The 19,933-nt window shown below is 60.7% G+C and carries 12 protein-coding genes and 1 tRNA gene; 3 read left to right on the top strand and 10 right to left on the bottom strand.

The genetic code is table 11. The features are described from left to right. Positions 1-204: 204 nt before the first annotated feature. Positions 205-699: a hypothetical protein gene (locus tag JOE60_RS08170; RefSeq protein WP_167268893.1), complete on the bottom strand. Its 495-nt coding sequence runs from the start codon at positions 697-699 to the stop codon at positions 205-207. Continuing rightward, positions 686-1,723 carry a hypothetical protein gene (locus JOE60_RS08165; protein WP_167268895.1) on the bottom strand — a complete coding sequence of 346 codons (1,038 nt, stop codon included), beginning with the start codon at positions 1,721-1,723 and terminating at the stop codon, positions 686-688. Before JOE60_RS08165 ends, JOE60_RS08170 begins: the two co-directional genes overlap by 14 nt. A 1,109-nt stretch (positions 1,724-2,832) precedes the next feature. Between JOE60_RS08165 and JOE60_RS08160 the strand changes: the two genes are divergently transcribed. Continuing rightward, positions 2,833-3,816, top strand: a complete 984-nt coding sequence (locus JOE60_RS08160) for an HNH endonuclease (protein ID WP_167268897.1) — start codon at positions 2,833-2,835, stop codon at positions 3,814-3,816. A 392-nt stretch (positions 3,817-4,208) separates the two neighbouring features. Further along, a complete protein-coding gene (locus tag JOE60_RS08155; protein ID WP_204814875.1) occupies positions 4,209-5,345 on the top strand; it encodes a hypothetical protein in 1,137 nt (378 codons plus the stop codon). A 1,105-nt stretch (positions 5,346-6,450) separates the two neighbouring features. Here the strand turns inward: JOE60_RS08155 and JOE60_RS08150 are convergent. Then, on the bottom strand, positions 6,451-7,581 hold the full coding sequence (locus tag JOE60_RS08150) for a tyrosine-type recombinase/integrase (protein WP_167268903.1): 1,131 nt from the start codon (positions 7,579-7,581) through the stop codon (positions 6,451-6,453). 87 nt (positions 7,582-7,668) lie between these two features. Beyond that, positions 7,669-7,750: transfer RNA gene (locus JOE60_RS08145), tRNA-Leu, on the bottom strand. Positions 7,751-7,950: 200 nt separating this feature from the next. Here JOE60_RS08145 and JOE60_RS08140 point away from each other — a divergent pair. Beyond that, positions 7,951-8,556 (top strand): ANTAR domain-containing response regulator, encoded by a 606-nt coding sequence (locus tag JOE60_RS08140; protein WP_141282080.1) that lies wholly within the window; start codon positions 7,951-7,953, stop codon positions 8,554-8,556. A 127-nt stretch (positions 8,557-8,683) separates the two neighbouring features. On the opposite strand, the gene pyk is transcribed toward JOE60_RS08140, so the two are convergent. The 6 genes from pyk to trpB form a co-directional block, all read right to left on the bottom strand. Continuing rightward, complete coding sequence (gene pyk / locus JOE60_RS08135; protein WP_167268905.1) at positions 8,684-10,174, bottom strand: pyruvate kinase; 1,491 nt, start codon at positions 10,172-10,174, stop codon at positions 8,684-8,686. A 54-nt stretch (positions 10,175-10,228) separates the two neighbouring features. Further along, positions 10,229-11,686, bottom strand: a complete 1,458-nt coding sequence (locus tag JOE60_RS08130; RefSeq protein ID WP_167268907.1) for a glutamate synthase subunit beta — start codon at positions 11,684-11,686, stop codon at positions 10,229-10,231. After that, positions 11,679-16,292, bottom strand: coding sequence for a glutamate synthase large subunit (gene gltB, locus JOE60_RS08125; protein WP_167268909.1), 4,614 nt, complete (start codon positions 16,290-16,292; stop codon positions 11,679-11,681). The genes JOE60_RS08130 and gltB overlap by 8 nt, the downstream gene beginning before the upstream one ends. Positions 16,293-16,552: 260 nt before the next feature. Next, positions 16,553-17,707, bottom strand: a complete 1,155-nt coding sequence (lgt, locus tag JOE60_RS08120; protein ID WP_167268911.1) for a prolipoprotein diacylglyceryl transferase — start codon at positions 17,705-17,707, stop codon at positions 16,553-16,555. A gap of 21 nt (positions 17,708-17,728) precedes the next feature. Beyond that, entirely contained in the window at positions 17,729-18,541 is an 813-nt protein-coding gene (gene trpA, locus JOE60_RS08115; protein WP_167268913.1) for a tryptophan synthase subunit alpha, read from the bottom strand. Then, a complete protein-coding gene (gene trpB, locus JOE60_RS08110; protein ID WP_167268915.1) occupies positions 18,541-19,908 on the bottom strand; it encodes a tryptophan synthase subunit beta in 1,368 nt (455 codons plus the stop codon). The genes trpA and trpB overlap by 1 nt, the downstream gene beginning before the upstream one ends. Positions 19,909-19,933 lie beyond the last annotated feature (25 nt).

Here is a 19,933-nt window from a genome sequence, read left to right as displayed (position 1 = left end):
TCCGGTTTGTTGGGTGGCTCAACGCGATATGACTAGTTAACCACTCGAAACCCTCATGTCCATTGAACTCCCGCCCTCTGGACATGTCCAGAGGGCGGGCCTCCAGATCCGAAGGTTCCTTATGGAGAGCAGCGCGATGTCATCAAGCCCACGTCTGGGGTGTGTGTTGAAAAACGTCGCTTTACGCTGGAAAACCCCGCAGGCCTATTGACCAAGTTCTATGGAACTCGTGTAGAGCTTGAGTAAGGCTTCCACCACCATGAGAAGTTGATAGGTCAGAAGCGTGGCGCAAACGCCCGTGGCCCATGGAGCAAGATTCGGACCCGAGACTAGGGCCCCAAACGCAGACCAGGCAGTGCTTGCAACACCGACAAGCACCGTCCAGATCAAGTGGGTACCCATCTCGTCTACCAACGCTTTCCGCTGCAAATATCCAGCCGTCTGCTTGGCGCTGCTTATGTCAACGCGTCGCTCCCAAAACCTCATTGCCATCGTGAACGTCAGGCCAGTGATGATCGACGTGGCTGTAAGCACGGCGCCGACGGCGATGGTGCTCACGTTCAGCAAAAGCATCAACGCACCCGGCAAGAGCGAGGCCCCAAACAGTGCTATTTCCGGCCATCGCAGTGATTTCCAACTTACCGGGCGTGCTTTGATGAACTGCCCGCGGAATATCTCCGTGGGGTTAAGGACTGTCATAGTACGTCACCTCCCAAGGCGTGCTCTGCGAACCGTTCCAAGGCTTGAGATCCGCCGGCGTTGGTAGCTTTTGCCCCGCCTGGACATCAAATTGTCCTGCAATGTCCTCGAGGATATTTTGGCAAACCCCGATGAACTCTTCATCCGTAGGATAACTTGAGGCACCGACAAGATTCCCATTGACTGTCGCACCGTTGACCGGATACAGGAGTGCCGGACCCATGCTGCCTAGCCGGAAAGTCCGTGGTTTACCGTTCGCCATGGTCACCGAGAGCAAGGCGTCCCACCCCTTGGTGTCCAAAGGGGCTTTTATGCCGGCTTCGGCGCCCTCCTCCGACAAAATACCAAAGACTTTCTTGGAATCGATTTTGCCGCCGTCGTCTGTAATGAGGTCACCCACGCGCCGCTGTCCTCTGAAACCGACGTCGATACGAACCCGGGAGCCGTAGTCGAGGAGCCGGCCGCTGGGGTCTCTTCGCTTTGGCGCTTGAAAAACCACCTTGTTGTACGTGGCTGCTTCTAGCGCTTCGAGCGTGCTCAAAGCGGGGATGCTGAACGTCAACGACGAGAAGTTGTCCGTCAGGACCTGCAGCAAACACGCTCTTAGGAATGAAATCGCCCCGTACTTTCCGTGCCGCTCGGCAAAAACTATGGCGGTGTGGCCGTTAGGCGGAAAGAAGATGAAGTGCCTGAGCGGAACATACTCGACATCACCAACGGTTCGGGATACAACACCACTCGTCTGCCGCAGAGTGCTTTGCAGGCCCTTCCGTCCGGGCTCAACCACCAACAGATAGGCAAGCCCTTCCTTCGCCGATACAGAGGACAGCTGGAACTGCTTATTGGGATCAGCTCGGTCTTGATAGTCCGTCTTCCTTTGGACCATCGAGGCAAGGACGTTTCCCACCGCCGTACTGAGGCTGGCGCCTCCTCCGTCTATGTTGTCAAGAGGCTTGGCCACTGCCGGGTTGGTTCCCCGGATTTTCGTCTGGAAGATGTAGGGCGCGATTTGATAGCTGGTCATGTTGTTCTGTTCCCCATACACAACGCTCCCACGAGGAACGTCTTTTTTACCTTCGCCATTGGGCTTGTCCTGGCGCTGAGTCGAATACCACTTTAGGGCAAGGAAGCCTGCCCCGGCGGAATGCTAACTCGAGGTCGCAGCCGTTACCGCCCAGCGGATGATTTCTTCCATTCTTCAGGAACCGGGAGGAACACTGTCAGCGAAATTTCGCCCGGTACTCAGCCATGACGCGGCATACCGTTAGCTCATCATCCGACGTTTCGGTCTCCTGCACCGCCGGAAGATAACGCAGTGAGGGACATGTTAATACTCAGGTACCGCCACCAGTACGGTCCGGGCCGCAGGCGTGTCCCAAACTGCACCTATGTCACCTTCTAGCGGCGCTTGGGCTGCTGCTACTGCTTGGCTTTCAGAATGTGTGTCTCCAGCCCTCGGGAGCGCCGACGGACCTTGGTTCGGCGCCAGCGCGTTCCTTCGGCCCTTGAGCGGAGATTCGAATAGCCCCATGGGACCATTCCGAGTCTAGTCATTGCGAATAGGCCAATATTTCACAGGCCTCCGATACGACCGCAACCGACGCCGCTCCTCGTCATATTTGGCGGCGACATACATCCCTCGCGCGCACGCTCGCGCCATCTCCGGCACCATCCGGTGCGACCGATCACTACCGGTAAGGGGGGCGCGCTCCGGCATAAGCGTTGGCCGGATCCCTAACGCCGGCCCCACCCAGTCGGACAGCCCGTAAACTCGAGCCGCTGAACCTCCACGTCCTTAGCACGCCGCTAGCCGCTAGCCGCTAGCCGCTTTGCGCTGGCGAGAGATCAACGTAAGTCGATCGCCTTAACAAGTGAAACAGGGCAGTGGAATATGAAATTGTCGGGCCGTTCACGCATGATTCTTCTATGGCCCAAGTTCTGACCTCTCACGCCGCACTGCGGCAGCGTATCCTGGCGGTTCTCGCGTCCACGGAGACCGGTTCCCTTCCTCCTGACGAGGCTCTCGACAGGATGTATGCGCAATTTAGATGGACGGAGGACGATGAATTTCCGCAGCCTTCACGGATGTTGCCTCCACGATGGCGATACCGGGCCACCAAGGAACGGAACTTGATGGCAAACGACGGATTGATTGATCGTGTCGACGTCAAGGAGTGGAAGTTGACGCCCGAAGGCTGGACTTCTGCCCAGACGCAAGCACCGAAGGCGATATTCCGGCAACGGGAGTATGAGCGCCGCGAACAAATGTGGTCCGCCCTCTTGGCCAGTGGCGGCCCCAAGGATGTGACTCCAGACCTTCTTCGGGAGCTCAAGATTTACGGTAACCAGGCGGGCAACTGTGTTCCGAGCGCCGAGACCGGGACCCCGGGAACGCCGCAAGGAGTGGCTCTCTCGTTCCTCCACACGGTCAAGAACTATGAAGACGAACTGACCGAAACTGGGGTCATCTGCCACTACCCGACTACCGGGGCGAACGAACACGAGGACTCCGAAATCGAGGCTTTTAAAGAAGCATACGAAGCGGCGGTCCCCGTGTTCGTCATCGAGCCCGGCTCCAAGTCCACAACTCACACCGTACACCGCGGCTTCATCGAGGACATAGACGACGACAACCGACTTCTCCTGATCACCTTCACCAGCGCACAATTTCCTTGGCTAACGGAAAGAGACGAGACGACCAGTCAGTTCAACTTGACGGCCGACGAAGGTGACGCAACCTACAGTCGGGTGAAGAATAGGCCTAACCAGGTCCGTTTCGCCTTCGAGGTCTATAAGAGGTACGGCACCGGGTGCGCTGTGTGCGGTCTCAACGTCAAGGGTCTCCTGCAGGCCGCCCACCTGCTATCCAAAAAGCTTGGCGGGAGCGACGACGCGCGGAATGGCCTGCCGTTGTGCGCTAATCATCACCTCGCCTTTGACCGCGGCTACTGGTGTGTTGACTCAGATCTGAGACTTCATGCCAAGGCAGACGGGCCGGCGCTGGACGATTTGGCGATCGTCCGCTCTGACCTTTCACACCTACCCGAAAAGCCACACACTGACGCCCTGACCCGTGTCTGGAGGAACTGGCAGGCAGAGCAGGAAGCGGACTCCTAACCTTCCGTCATTGTGCTCTGAGCCAGTTGACTAAGCATCTAGCTGGCCTCACGTGGCCAAGGGAATAGAAGGCGGCAACTGCAAGCTCACAGCTAGCACGGGCTACCCCCACCGTGTCCCCTAACTCCGCTAGTGTCAGCGTAGCCTCGCCCTGGCTGTTCTCGGCTGAACGCCGGGCCACGACGAGGGCCCCAGGCGGTCCGTCTGTTCTTTCGTTGCTCCACCGTCCCCCGTCCTCGGGAAGAGGACACCGCTGGACTTATCCCGGCAAAGACTCCCCTGGCACGTCCAAGGACCGAGGCTCGCAGGCCGACCCGGTGATAGATCTGGTCCTCAAAACCTGTCGGCATTAGGCTTCTGACTTCAGAACGTCTTGGGGACAGGAGCATGCAATGGGAATGGGCCCCACCGCGTGGCGGAACTGGCGAGCTTCGTTGGCGGCGGATGGATTCGGATCGCCACAATCTGAAGCGGTGCTGTATTCGGATGCCTCCTTCAAGGGGGAGCACCTGGCCTTGGGGCCTTACGATGTCATCACGACCGGCGTCCAAAATGACCTAATGACGCCTGCGCTGGTTGTTCGCGCGGAATCCCTGATCGTCGATATGCCCAGGTTGGTGGATCCGACGACCCGCGAGCTCATCCCCGCAGATTCCACGGCCTACCACGGAGGGACTTCCCTGGACGAGATTGCTGCACTCATCTCCCTCAGTTGCGGAGTACGGTGCCGGGCTGGAGGAACCACTCGAGTGTGGGGTCTTCGTGAGGATCCATATGGGTCCCCCGTTTACTGGGACATGCATCCAGTCAGGCGTCCAGGCCCATCAGACCTGGAAATTCTTCCCCTCGTTCCAGCAAGAATTGTCACACTTGCAGACGAAAAAGAACTGCTTTTGAAGTTCCCAAGGATCGCGGCAGGATCAGCCGTCGCCTTGATCCGCGCCGCCCGCCTCTATTCAAACGCACTATGGTGGTCAAACGAGGACCCAAATTTCGCCTGGCTTCAGCTCGTCGGAGCCATCGAAGTCGCTGCAAACAGACGACGGGCACGTACCCCTAAGGGCCACGAAGCATTGCAAGCACTTGAAGAACGTGATTCAGGTTTGTGGGAAGCCCTGAGCGGAGCGGCTGACGACGTCAAGGAACGCGTCGCCGGCTACATGCTCCCAACCCTTCGAGTGGCGCGAAAATTCGAAGAGTTTGTCACGCAATTCCAGCCCGGTCCGCCCGAGGTACGCCCGAGCAAGTACGGCCAGATTGAGTGGGACGAGATGGTCTCCCACATGAGGATCATTTACGGACATCGCAACAAAGCGTTGCACGACGGCACGCCTTTTCCCAATCCGATGCTCCGGCCTCCAGATAGAGACGATCGGAACAATTTTTGCGAGCTACCCTTGGGCACGTCCGCCAGCTCCGGCAGCTCGTCCTGGATGGCCGACCAATATCCACTCACGCTTCAAACCTTCGAATACATCGTGCGTGAGTCCCTCAAAACGTGGTGGGCTGCGTTATCCGAATCAGCATAGGCCATGCCGCCCTTCCTTTGGACGTGGAACGGACGCGGTGGGACACACCTCCAGGCATGCAACTCGTAGCAAAAGGTCATCAACCCGTCCCGGAGGCTTTGCCAAAAGGCACGTCACGAATGCTCTACACGGCGCAACAGCCAAACAGGACCCGGGGCGGCATCCGGATGCCGTGCGGCCTCCTCGCCCCTGCCTCGGACAGGCCCCTGAAACTAGAGTGTAGACATGGGCGCTAACGCTCCCAACGCGCTGACGTCAAGGTCAAGCCGCACAGGCTCCAGACAACCGTCAATATGAAAATCTCTGACCGATTGGAAAGCACAGGGGAGGGTCTGGTGCTCCTTGGACAGCGCGTAACCCGCGAGACAAGTCCGTCTTTGCAGTGATTGCCATACCGACCTCGAATCGGTTCGGTCGGGAAAGAGGTCGGAAAACTCTTCTGTGCGCTGCGGGAGAAGAAAACTCCGTTTCTCTAACATCATCAAAGCTGAGGTAACAACGATTGCCCAGCAGGCATGCGCCTCTTCCGTCGTCGTCATATAAGCAGGTCGGCGCGCTCTTCCCCCGGCATGATATTGGGTTTAGTCCAGTCCTCGAATAGCTCAGCCGCGCCAACGACCTCCCCTGGCACAAGGCACGTGGGGATGGCGTCAACTCCCCCTTAGGGCTTGATCCGGGAAAGGTCCGGGCAAGCTCACCGCCCGGCGCGCGATTCCTGCGTAGACAATCTTTACACCCTCGCATTTTCGTCATGTTCCCCCGGCCAAGTACAAGGATGAACAGCCAAGATGTACCAACGATGGGCATGTGTGACATGGATTTGGAATTCTTCGAACCGGCCGAAGCTGCAGCCCTCATGCGATGCAGCGAGGGTTGGCTGCGTGACGGCGCTGCCTCGGGACGCTTCCCTCACGCCTGCTGGGGTAAGGGAAAGATCGTCTTTACGTCAGAGCACATCGCAGAGATCGCCCGGCTCAGCGAGATATTGCCTGGCGCTCACCCTACATCCAACGCCCGCGGGGGAAGTGACGCCAACGCACGGCTCATTGGGACGAGAGCCCGCAACCGCATGGCATCGTAAGACAAACCAAAAAAACTCAGCGCGTCACCGCATGAACGCCGACACCGAACGCTCCGTGGCATCCGCCCCAGCCTGCAACGCTTCCGGCATGAGATGCCCATAAACGCCCTCTGTGGTCCGAGTCGACGCATGCCCCAACCGACGCGAGATCGTGAAAATGGGGACCCCGTCCTGAATCAACCACGAAGCATGCGTGTGTCGAAGATCGTGAATTCGTGGATTCTTGTGCAGCCCGCGAGCCTGGGCTGCTTTCACCGCTGGCATCCAGTAGTGGTGCCAGAACAACTTGTGCACGATCCGCTCATTCTTCGGCGTCGTGAACAACAAGTCGCTGCTCGGACGCCCAGCCACCAAGGGAATCAGAAGCTCAACCAGCGCCGGGTTCAACCCGATGGTCCGCTTGCCGGCACCCGTCTTCGTTGGCCCTATGTAGAACTGGTTCTTCCCATCCCGCTTCCACGCCTTGTTGATCCGAGCCGTGGCCGGCTTTCCCAGCAGGTCGATGTCAGCAACGGTTAGAGCAGTCGCTTCGCCAAAGCGCGTCCCAGTCATGACCAGGAAGTTGGTGAAGTCCCGGTACCGATCCCCCATGCCGTCCATAATTAAACCGAACTCGGCATGGGTGAGGAACATCATCTCGTCCTCGGCCTTTTCGACGCTAGGCAGTTGCACCCCTCGGCAAGGATTGCGCGTGATGTACCCGAGCATCTCCGCCGTGTTCATCGACGCAGAGATTAGGCCGTGCACATTCTTGATCGTCTTGGGTGACCGCCCTTTGGCCATCATCGACTTCACCCAGTAGGCGATGAGTCGATAGTCCAGCTTGTCGACAGGAACGTGGCCGATGACCTTCTTCACGTGCAGATCAAGCATCGTCTGATAGGTCTTCACCGTGCCGCTCGACGGCCGGATCAGGAGGTCGATGTGTTCTTGGATAACCTCACCGACAGTCGGCACGCGCTTCTGATTAATGAGGATCGCATGCTGGGCGATTTCGAAGTTCTGACCATTGGCATCGAGCAGGCGTTTGAGCGTTTCAGCTTCGGATTCAGTGGCAACAGTAAGGCCCTGAGCCTTGCCCGTCTTGGGTTCCCGCCAGCGAACCATAAAGGACGAGGAACCGTCCTTTTTAGTGCATGTGGAGATGCTGGCCATGCATAAAACGCTACGCCGCTGTACACACTTTTAGGGGTTTTGTACACAGTCAGGGGCCATGTAGGCCCCTGACCTGCGACAACACAGTGCCCGAGGTGGGACTCGAACCCACACACCTTTCGATACTGCATTTTGAGTGCAGCGCGTCTGCCAATTCCGCCACTCGGGCGCGGATTACCGGGAAGTTCGCGGTTCACATTTCTGTGAGCAACGCGATCCGTTCCCAGCACGCGGAATTACTCTACATGCAGATAGGCTGTTTCAAAGAATCGGGCGCGCTGATGCAACAGCTGATGCAACAAGAACCAGCCATCAATGAGTCCACACTAAGATGGACATGAACCCGCCGAACCTTTTCAAGGAGATCCCGTGACCGAACAGACGGAGTCCACGTCCACCAGCCAGCCGGCCCGCCGCGTTGTCGTAGCCGAGGATGAGACGCTCATCCGCTTGGACATTATTGAGATCCTGAAGGGCGAAGGGTACGACGTCGTCGGCGAAGCCGACAATGGCGAGAAGGCAGTACAGCTGGCCGAGGAATTGAAGCCGGACCTGGTCCTCATGGACGTCAAGATGCCGGTCATGGATGGTATCTCGGCTGCTGAGAAGATCGTCAAGGCTCGCATTGCACCTGTTGTCCTTCTGACTGCTTTCAGCCAGAAGGAGCTGGTGGAGCGTGCACGCGACGCCGGTGCCATGGCTTACGTGGTGAAGCCCTTCTCCCCCGCGGACCTCATTCCCGCAATCGAGATTGCTTTGAGCCGCCACGAGGAAATCAAGGCGCTCGAGAACGAGGTTTCCGACCTCCAGGAGCAGTTCGCCACACGCAAGCTTGTAGAGCGCGCCAAGAGCCTTCTGACCACCAAGATGGGCCTGACGGAGCCGGAAGCTTTCCGCTGGATCCAGAAGACCTCCATGGACCGCCGCCTCAGCATGCGCGAGGTTGCCGAGACCATCATCAACCAGGTCAACTAACACAAAGCAACGCACGACGGCGGCCGCTCACCTCACACGAGGTGAGCGGCCGCCGTCGTAATCACCATCAACACAGAAAAGCGGGCCCCACCAGAAGGCGGGACCCGCTTTTTTACAACCAAACAGACTATGCCTTGGTCTTGGACTTCTTTTCAGGCCACGGGCCAACAGGCTCCTTGCGCGAAGAGTCCACGGTGGTGGTGTCGGCGAGGTCGCCTACCTTGTGGACCTTCAGCGAGTTGGTGGAACCGGCTTGTCCTGGAGGGGAACCGGCCGCGATGACAACCAGGTCGCCTTCTTGAACGAGCTCCATGTCCAGCAGGCTCCGGTCCACCTGGGCGGTCATCTCATCGGTGTGGCCCACCATGGGGACCAGCACCGGCTGAATGCCCCAGGTGAGGGCAAGCTGGTTCCAGACGTGCTCCACGGGAGTGAACGCGAACACCGGCTTGACCGGACGCAGGCGGGACAGACGGCGTGCCGAGTCACCGGACTGGGTGAAGGTACAGATGTACTTTGCGTCCAGCTGGTCGGCGATTTCGACGGCGGCACGGGTGATTGCGCCACCGCGGGTCTTGGGCTTGGTGCCCAGCGGGGGGACGCGCTCGAGGCCGTGAACCTCGGTGGACTCGATGATCCGGGCCATGACCTTCACGGTTTCGATCGGGTACTGGCCTACGGAGGTCTCACCGGACAGCATCACTGCGTCTGCGCCATCGAGCACGGCGTTGGCGCAGTCCGAAGCCTCGGCGCGGGTGGGACGGGGGTTGTCGATCATGGATTCCAGGACCTGGGTGGCCACGATGACCGGCTTGGCCCAGCGACGTGCCAGTTCAATGGCACGCTTCTGAACGATCGGCACCTCTTCGAGCGGCAGCTCAACGCCGAGGTCGCCACGGGCAACCATGATGGCGTCGAACGCGTCGATGATTTCGGAGAGCTGCTCCACAGCCTGCGGCTTTTCGATCTTGGCGATGACCGGCACGCGGCGGCCTGCCTCGTCCATGATCTCGTGCACGCGGGTGATGTCCGAAGCATCGCGCACAAACGAAAGAGCGATCATGTCGGCGCCACGCTTCAGGGCCCAACGGAGATCGTCTTCGTCTTTTTCGCTCAGTGCCGGCACGTTCACAGCAACGCCGGGCAGGTTGATGCCCTTGTTGTTGGAAACCTTGCCGCCAACGGTCACCACGGCAACAACCTTGACGTCGTCAACCTCAACGGCGCGCAAAGCTACCTTGCCGTCGTCGATCAACAGTGCGTCGCCCACGTTGACGTCTTCGGTGAGGCTCTTCAGCGTGGTGGAGCAGATGTCCTTGGTTCCGGGGACGTCTTCGGTGGTGATTGTGAAGGTATCGCCAACGGCCAGTTCGTGGGGACCATCAACAAAGCGGCCCAAACGGATCTTGGGACCCTGCAGGTCAGCCATGATGGCTACGGGCTTACCCAGCTGCGCGGCAGCTTTGCGGACGTTCTCGTAGGTGTTGTCGTGTACGGAGTAATCGCCGTGGCTCATGTTCATACGAGCAACGTCGACGCCGGCCTCCAGCACCGCCAGGGTGTTGTCAAAGCTGGAGATGGCCGGACCAAACGTTGCCACAATTTTCGCGCGTCTCATATACCTACCCTAAGTAGTTCGTGCTGATTGAGTAAAAGAAAATTCCTGTCGGCGCTATAAGACCGCAATCGCACGGTCGGTGGGGGCGACCGGTGCCGGGAGAATAGTGCTTCCCATCAGGAATTTGTCCACTGCGGCCGCGCAAGCACGGCCTTCTGCAATGGCCCACACAATCAGTGACTGGCCACGTCCGGCATCGCCGGCAACAAAAACACCTTCGGTGTTTGTCATGTAGTAGCCGTCGCGGGCAACGTTGCCCCGACTGTCGAACTCTGCGCTGACCTGCTCGGTGATTCCAGCCGGCTCAGCACCGGTAAAGCCAAGGCTCAGGAACACCAAGTCGGCAGGGATGACGCGTTCTGTACCGGCCTTGGGCAGGCGCTTGCCGTCCACGAACTCGGTTTCAGCAACTTTTACGCCGGTGAGTTTGCCGTTGTCGCCGACGAACTCGACGGTGGAAGCGAGGTAGGTACGTTCGCCGCCCTCTTCGTGCGCACTGGCCATTTCGAACAGGGTGGGGAACGTCGGCCACGGCTGGTGCGCGGCACGTTCCGACGGCGGCTGCTTGCCGATCGCCAGTGTGGTCACCGAGGCTGCCTGGTGGCGGTGGGCGGTGCCGATGCAGTCAGCACCGGTGTCGCCGCCGCCGAGGATGACAACGTGCTTGCCGCGTGCATCGATGTGGTTCTCGGGGGTCTCCCCCGCCACTGCACGGTTGGACGGAACGAGGTAGTCCATGGCGAAGTGAACGCCATCAAGGTCCCTGCCCGGGATGGGAAGATCGCGCGGCACGGTAGCGCCGGTAGCAACAACCACTGCGTCGTAACGGCGACGCAGTTGCTCCCAGGTGACGTCGGTTCCCACCGCCACACCGGTGCGGAACCGGGTGCCTTCGGCCTTCATCTGCTCCAGGCGGCGGTCAACCTGTTCCTTCTCCATTTTGAAGTCGGGGATGCCGTAGCGCAGCAGGCCACCAATTTTGTCGTCACGCTCGTACACGGCCACGGTGTGCCCAACACGGGTCAACTGCTGTGCCGCAGCAAGCCCGGCGGGACCGGACCCCACAACAGCAACGGTCTTGCCGGTCAGACGCGTGGGAGGCAACGGCTGAACCCAGTCGTTGTCGAACGCCTGGTCGATGATGGAAACTTCCACCTGCTTGATGGTCACTGCGGGCTGGTTGATCCCCAACACGCAGGACGCCTCACACGGTGCAGGGCACAGCCGTCCCGTGAACTCCGGGAAGTTGTTGGTGGCGTGGAGGCGCTCAATGGCCTCTTCACCCTTGTCCCGCCACACCAGGTCATTCCATTCAGGAATGAGGTTGCCCAACGGACACCCGTGGTGGCAGAACGGAACGCCGCAGTCCATGCAACGGCCGGCCTGGCTCTTCAGGACACCCTTTTCCTGCGCTTCATAGACTTCTTTCCAGTCCATGATGCGAACAGAAACAGGGCGTCGCGGCTGCGTCTCGCGCTGCCGGACCTTCATAAATCCGCGTGGATCAGCCACCGGTTACCTCCAGGATTCGTGACCAAACTTCTTCGCCATCGGGGTCGAGTCCCTCTGCAATGGCATCCAGCCGGGTCTGCAGTACTGCAGCGTAGTCGCGCGGCAATACCTTGGTGATGCGGGCCGCGGTGTCATCGAAGTTCTCGAGCAGACGGCCGGCCAATACGGATTCGGTTTCCTCGGCGTGCTTGGTCAGCAGCCCGTGGACAATGTCGCGGTCCTCGGCGTCGAGCTCCAGGAGCTGGAGTTCGCCGGAGTCCAGGGCCGCCTTGTTGACGCGTTCCTGCTGCAGGTCCAGCACATAAGCCGTACCACCAGACATGCCCGCGCCAAAGTTACGGCCCGTCCTGCCGATGATCAGCGTCTGACCGCCAGTCATGTACTCACACCCGTGATCGCCAATGCCTTCAACAACTGCCGTGGCACCGGAGTTTCGGACCAGGAAGCGTTCGCCCACCTGTCCCCGCAGGAACATCTCACCGCTGGTTGCCCCATAGCCAATGACGTTGCCGGCAATGACATTCCGCTCTGCCTGGAACACATTGGTGCGGTCCGGGCGGACAATGATCCGTCCGCCGGAAAGGCCCTTGCCCACATAGTCATTGGAATCACCGAACATACGCAGGGTGATACCGGCAGGCAGGAACGCTCCGAGCGACTGTCCCGCAGTGCCGTTGAGGGTCACATCGATGGTGTCCGTGGCCAGAACGTCCGTGCCGAAGGTCTTGGTGACCACGTGGCCCAGCATCGTTCCCACGGAACGGTCCGTGTTGATGACGTCCAGGGTGATCTTGACAGGCATGCGGTCGCTGAGTGCTTCCTGCGCCATGGTGATCAAGCGCTGGTCAAAGTGCTTGTCCAGCTCATGGTTCTGGCCGGTCATGTTGCGCAGCGGCACGTCGTCGTCGAATTCCAGTCCATGCAGGATGGGATCCAGGTCCAGCCCTTCGGCCTTCCAGTGGTTGATCGCTTCGCGGGTGTCCAGAACCTCGGCGTGGCCGATTGCTTCTTCCAGGGTGCGGAAGCCAAGTTCGGCCAGGATCTCGCGAACCTCTTCTGCAAGGAACTCGAAGAAATTGACCACGAACTCGGGCTTGCCGTTGAACCTTGAACGGAGCTCAGGGTTCTGGGTGGCAACACCCACAGGGCAGGTGTCCAGGTGGCAGACCCGCATCATGATGCAGCCTGAAACCACCAGGGGTGCGGTCGCGAAACCGTACTCCTCACCGCCCAGCAGGGCTGCGATCACAACGTCGCGGCCGGTCTTGAGCTGGCCGTCAACCTGAACCACCACACGGTCGCGGAGACCGTTGAGCATCAGGGTCTGCTGGGTCTCGGCCAAACCGAGTTCCCACGGCACACCCGCGTGCTTAAGCGAGTTCAGCGGCGAGGCGCCGGTACCGCCGTCGTGACCTGAAACAAGCACGACGTCGGCCTTCGCCTTGGTGACGCCGGACGCCACCGTGCCGATCCCGACTTCCGAAACGAGCTTCACGTGCACCCGGGCCGAAGGATTGGCGCGCTTGGCATCGTAGATGAGCTGCGCGAGGTCTTCGATCGAGTAGATGTCGTGGTGCGGGGGCGGGGAGATGAGCCCGACGCCAGGGGTGGAGTGACGGGTCCGGGCTACCCACGGGTAGACCTTCTGCGCCATCAGCTGGCCACCCTCGCCGGGCTTGGCGCCCTGGGCCATCTTGATCTGGATGTCCTCGGCGTTGGTCAGGTACAGGCTGGTCACACCGAAACGGCCGGATGCGATCTGCTTGATGGCGGAGCGACGCTCCGGATCCAGCAGACGGTCAACGTCCTCGCCACCTTCACCGGTGTTGGACTTGCCGCCCAGCCGGTTCATGGCAATTGCCAGGGTCTCGTGCGCTTCCTTGGAGATGGAACCGTAGCTCATGGCACCGGTGGAGAAGCGCTTGACGATGCTGGAGACCGGCTCCACTTCTTCCAACGGAACAGCCGGGCGCACACCGTCCTTGAACTTCAGGAGACCACGCAGGGTCATGAGGTTCTCGGACTGGTCGTCAATGCCCTTGGTGTAGGACTTGAAGATGTCGTAGCGGCGTTCGCGGGTGGCGTGCTGCAGGCGGAAGACCGTCTCCGGGTTGAAGAGGTGCGGTTCCCCGTCGCGGCGCCACTGGTATTCGCCACCACTGACCAGGGGCTGGTGCGGGTGCTCGATGCCACCTTCCGGGTAGGCCATCTGGTGCCGTGCCGAGACCTCGGCAGCGATGACGTCCAAACCGACGCCACCCAACTGGGAGTGGGTACCGGAGAAGAATTCGTCCACGAGTTCCTGCGAGAGTCCAAGCGCTTCAAAGGTCTGCGCGCCGGTGTAGGAAGCCACCGTCGAGATGCCCATCTTGGACATGATCTTCAGGACGCCCTTGCCCAGGCCCTTGATGAGGTTGTAAACGCCATCTTCCGCGGTGACGCCTGTGACGTCGCCGTTGGAGATCAGCTGTTCCACCGATTCCATGGCCAGGTATGGGTTCACGGCCGATGCGCCGTAGCCGATCAGTACCGCCACGTGGTGCGTCTCGCGGACGTCGCCGGCCTCAACCACCAGCGCGGTCTTAGTGCGGTTGGCGCTGCGGAGCAGGTGGTGGTGAACTGCGCTGACCAGAAGCAGCGAAGGAATCGGCGCCCACTGGGCATTCGAATCACGGTCTGACAACACAACGTACTGAACGCCACGGTTGATGGCGCCGGAAACCTGCTCGCAGATTTCTGTCAGGCGTGCACGCAGTGCGGCTTCCCCGCCCTCGGGACGGTACAGGCCGCGCACCTTCATGGCGATGCGGTCGCCGTCAGGGCTTTCAATGTTGGCGATCTTGGCTAGCTGGTCGTTGTTGATCACCGGGAACGGCAGCGAAATCTGCGGCTGGCGGACCTGCTTGCCGTCAAGGAGGTTTCCGTTGGGACCAATGGCGCACTTCAGTGACGTGACCAGTTCTTCGCGGATGGCATCCAGAGGCGGATTGGTCACCTGCGCAAAGGACTGCACGAAGTAGTCGAACAACAAGCGCGGGCGCTTGGAGAGTACCGCTACGGGAGTGTCCGAGCCCATGGCGCCCAAGGGTTCGGCCCCGGTACGGGACATGGGTCCCAGGAGGATCTTCAGCTCTTCGTTGGTGTAACCGAAGGTGCGCTGGCGGATATTCACTGACGCGGCCGTGTGGACCACGTGCTCACGCTCGGGAAGCTCATTGATGTCGATCAGGTTGTCCTTGAGCCAATCGGCCCAGGGATTGGCGCCGGCAATTTCAGCCTTGACCTCGGTGTCGTCAATGATGCGGCCGGCCTCAGTGTCCACCAGGAACATCTTGCCCGGAGCTACGCGACCCTTCTTGACCACGTTGGACGGCTCAACCTCAATGACACCAACTTCAGAAGCGAAGATGATCAGTCCGTCCTCGGTGATCCAGTACCGTCCCGGGCGCAGGCCGTTGCGGTCCAGGGTTGCACCCACCAGGCTGCCGTCCGTGAAGGACACCGCAGCAGGACCATCCCAGGGCTCCATGAGCAGGGAGTGGTACTCGTAGAAGGCACGGCGGGCCGGATCCATGGTGGCGTGGTTTTCCCAGGCCTCCGGGATCATCATCATGATGGAGTGCGTGATGGGGCGGCCGGACAACCACAGGAGCTCGGCGACTTCATCGAAGGATGCCGAATCCGAGGCACCCGGAGTACAGATGGGGTACAGCTCTTCCGGCACGGAACCCAGCAAGGGGCTTGCCAGTTGCGACTGGCGGGCACGCATCCAGTTCCGGTTTCCCTTGACCGTGTTGATCTCGCCGTTGTGGGCGATGGTGCGGAAAGGCTGCGCCAAAGGCCACGACGGGAACGTGTTGGTGGAGAAGCGTGAGTGGACGATCGCGAGCTTCGTCTTGAAGCGCTTGTCCGAGAGGTCCGGGTAGAACGGCTCCAGCTGGGCGGTGGTCAGCATGCCCTTGTACACAATGGTGCGCGAGGACAGCGACGGGAAGTAGACACCGAACTTGTTCTGGGCGCGCTTACGGATACGCCAGGCCCGGGAGTCCAGCTCATTGGGCTCCAGGGTTTCGCCAGTTGCCGAAGCGAAGAACGGCTGCGAGAAATACGGCATGCAGGCCCGGGCCATGGCGCCAACCAGGTCGGCAACCACCGGAACCTCACGCCACCCGAGGACTGTGAGGCCCTCATCTGCGGCGAGGGCTTCAATACCGGCTTTGGCATTGTCCGCTTCACGGGACTCAGCAGGCAGGAAGGCTGTGCCCACCACGTACTGGCCCGGCGCGGGCAGTTCAAATTCGGTGACTGCCCTGAAGAACTCGTCGGGAACCTGCATCAGCAGGCCTGCCCCGTCGCCGGTTCCTTCATCGGCACCAACGGCACCGCGGTGTTCGAGATTGCGGAGGGCGGTCAATGCCGCTTCCACGATGTCGTATCCCGGTTCCCCGCGGAGCGTGGCAATAATTGCCAGGCCGCAGGCGTCCTTCTCCTTATCAGGGTTGTAAAGACCCTGGGCCTCCGGGAGCGCGGCGAAGCGCTTGAACGGAGACATGGCACCCTGCGGTTCGATGTTTTCGGACCAACCGGGGTTATGAAGATGGGTCATGGGAGACGTCCTTCCTCGAGATCGTGCGTATGGAAGGGACAACGTTGGCCCCACCTTGCCCTACCCTGTGACGGGCATAACAAAGCGCTAGTACTTGGAATTGTAGGCCAGCCGATCCAGCGCAACGAACAGTTACGCAGACCTCTGGCCCCGGCTTGACCAGTGAACATCGGTATGCTGCGATCCGGTTTCCGGGGTGCCACGACGCTGTGGACTGGGCCCTACGAGCGGTGACTCTGTTGCCCCTTTACCGTTGGCGACTACTTGGTGTCGTCGACCTTCGGAGAGGATCCGGGGTTCTTCTCTGCGGCAGTAGCGGTAGCCGTTGATTCGGCCGCAGACCCAGGGTCCTTGGCCGTTGCGGCTGCTGCATCCTGCGGCTTTTTGATGTGGCCCGGATCGCTTTGGTTATCTGGGAGATTACCACGCACACCACTATCTGAGACAGATGCGTCCACATCATGACTGGTGACGCTCGTCACCGCGACGGGCTCTTTCGCGCCTTCTTCCTGCGGCTCCTTGCCCGGAAGATACGGGGAGTCCGGCACTGGGCGTCCCATCCGGCCCAGGACCACAAAAATGATCAGCGCCGCCACGAAGACAAAGATGCTGGTCCACACATTGAGCCTGGTGGTGATTCCGAAGAGCGAGATTTGCTCGGCGTCGTCGATCCGGAGCGCCTCAATCCACACGCGGCCCACGGTGTAGTACATGGCGTAGAGCCAGAACAGGCGGCCCCGGCGGAAATTGAACTTCCTGTCCAGGATCAGGAGGATCGCGACTCCCAGCAGGTTCCACAGCATTTCGTAGAGGAACGTGGGATGGAACAGCGTGCCGGCAGCCATATCCGGCGGGAAGTTGGCGTTGGCCGGGTCAATTTCCAGGCCCCAGGGCAGCGTGGTGGGAGCACCGAAAAGCTCCTGGTTGAACCAGTTGCCCAGCCGTCCTATTGCTTGTGCCAGCAACAGGCCCGGAGCTGCTGCGTCCAGGAAGGCCGTCAACTTCAGTCCAGCGCGCCGGCATCCGATCCAGGCGCCCACAGCGCCCAACACCACGGCGCCCCAAATTCCCAGGCCACCACGTTGGATTTGGGGAATCAGGGAAAGGTCCCCGGTGCCGTCAAAGCCGGGCCCGAAGTAAGCATCCGGGGAAGAGAACACGTGATAGAGGCGGCCGCCGATGATCCCGAAAGGGATGGCCCAGATGGCAATGTCCCAGAGACTACCTTCAGGAGCACCGCGCCGCTTCCAGCGGGAGGAGGTCAGCCACAGGCCAATGATGATGCCCGCCAGGATGCAGAGGGCATAGGCGTGGATACGCAGCGTCCCCCACGGCAGCGGAATGTCGAATCCGGACCATGACGGACTCGGAATACTCAAGGGGACCATTGCCGCTGCGTGGAGGACGTTCTGCATGCGAGTAGCTGTTTCCTTTTTCTAGGCGTCTGCAGCGGCGCGGCCCAAACCGGCGCTGAGCTTCTTGGTGAGTTGCCCGACGGCGTCCACGCCGCCGTCACGGAGAGCCGCTACCAGGGCGGTGCCCACAATAACGCCATCGGCGTAGGCGGCGATTTCCCGGACATGGTCGGGGTTGGAGACTCCGAGTCCCACGCACACACGTTCGGCACCCGCGGCATGGGCCTTGGCCACAACATCCTCAGCACTGCTGCTGACGGACTGCCGCGTGCCGGTCACACCCATGATGGACACTGCGTAGACAAAACCCCGGCTGGCCTTGACGGTCATGTGCAAGCGTTCCGGGGTGGAGGACGGCGCCACCAGGAAGACCCTGTCCAGCCCGTACTTGTCCGACGCTTCAAACCACTCCGCGGCCTCGTCCGGGACGAGGTCGGGCGTGATCAGTCCCGCTCCCCCGGCCTCAGCCAGGCGTCGGGCGAATTCGTCGACACCAAAACGCATCACGGGGTTCCAGTACGTCATCACCAGCACGGCAGCATCCGTGGCGGCTGTGATGCCAGAAACCACATCAAAGACGTTGGAGACCCTGAAGCCGTTGGCGATCGCTTCCGTGGTGGCTGCCTGGATCACAGGGCCGTCCATCACAGGATCCGAGTAGGGAATACCGATTTCAATCAGGTCGGCGCCGTTGCGTGCCAGGGCAATTCCGGCGTCGATGCTTTCCTGCACGGTAGGGTAGCCGGCGGGCAAGTAGCCCACAAGCGCCGCGCGGCCTTCGGATGCTGCCCGATCAATGGCGGCAGCGGACTTGCTGGCAAAGTTCTCAGTCATCAGTTGTGGCCCTCTCCAGCCGTCTCGGAAGCACGGTCCGAGGGTCCCTTTGGCTTGCGGGTGGACAAGGTGGTTCCCCGGACGTTGCCTTCGTCGTCCAACATGTTGAACCAGTCCGCCGCAGTTTCGACGTCCTTGTCACCGCGTCCGGACAGGTTCACAATGATGGTCACCTCGGAGGGATCGTCCTTGCCCTCGGTGAGCCGCTGGCCGATCTTGATGGCGCCGGCCAGGGCGTGGGACGACTCAATGGCCGGAATGATGCCCTCGGTGCGGCAGAGGAGGCTGAAAGCGTCCATTGCCTCGGTGTCAGTGATGGCCTCGTAGGTGACGCGGCCAATGTCCGCGAGGTAGGAGTGCTCCGGCCCCACGCTGGGGTAGTCCAGCCCTGCCGAAATGGAATGTGACTCAACGGTCTGGCCGTCCTCGTCCTGCATGAGGTAGGAACGGGCACCGTGCAGGACACCGGGACGGCCAAGGGAGATGGCTGCCGCGTGACGGCCCGTTTCCACGCCATCGCCGCCGGCCTCGAAACCGTAGATTTTCACGGACGCATCATCAAGGAAGGCGTGGAAGAGGCCGATAGCGTTGGAGCCACCACCGACGCAGGCGCAGATGGCATCCGGAAGTTTCCCGGTTTGATCCAGGATCTGCTCACGGGCTTCTTCGCCAATGACCTCGTGGAAGTAGCGCACCATGGCCGGGAACGGGTGCGCACCCGCGGCGGTACCCAGCAGGTAGTGGGTGTGTTCCACGTTGGAGACCCAGTCCCGGAGGGCGTCGTTGATGGCGTCCTTCAGGGTTTGCGATCCGTTGGTCACGGGGACAACGGTGGCGCCCAGGAGCTGCATGCGTGCCACGTTCAGCGCCTGCCGGCGGCAGTCCTCTGCCCCCATGTACACCACGCACTCCAGGCCCAGCAAAGCGGCAGCCGTTGCACTGGCTACGCCGTGCTGGCCCGCACCGGTCTCGGCAATGACGCGGGTCTTGCCCATGCGCTTGGCAAGCAATGCCTGGCCCAGGACGTTGTTGATCTTGTGGGACCCCGTGTGGTTGAGGTCCTCGCGCTTGAGGAACACGCGGGCGCCTGCCGCGTGCTGAGAAAAGCGCTTGGCCTCTGTCAGGAGCGACGGACGGCCCGAGTAGTTTTTGTTGAGGTCCTTCAGTTCAGCAATGAAGTCGGGATCAGCTTTCGCTTTGTCGAAGGTGTCCTGGACTTCATCCAGGGCCGCGATGAGGGACTCCGGCATCCAGCGTCCGCCGTAGCTGCCAAAGTAGGGCCCCGATGCGTTTCGCAACGAGGAGGTACCTTGCAGGAATGCGTCAGCCGCATTCTCTTCCGAGCCGGCTGTTGGCGCGTCGACCATCAGTCCCACCGTCCTCTTCCAGTTA

It is taken from the genome of Paenarthrobacter ilicis (assembly GCF_016907545.1).
In the GTDB taxonomy this organism is placed as follows: Bacteria; Actinomycetota; Actinomycetes; order Actinomycetales; family Micrococcaceae; genus Arthrobacter; species Arthrobacter ilicis.
The sequence above is the reverse complement of the archived record's forward strand: the minus strand, read 5'-3'. Positions and strand labels throughout refer to the sequence as shown.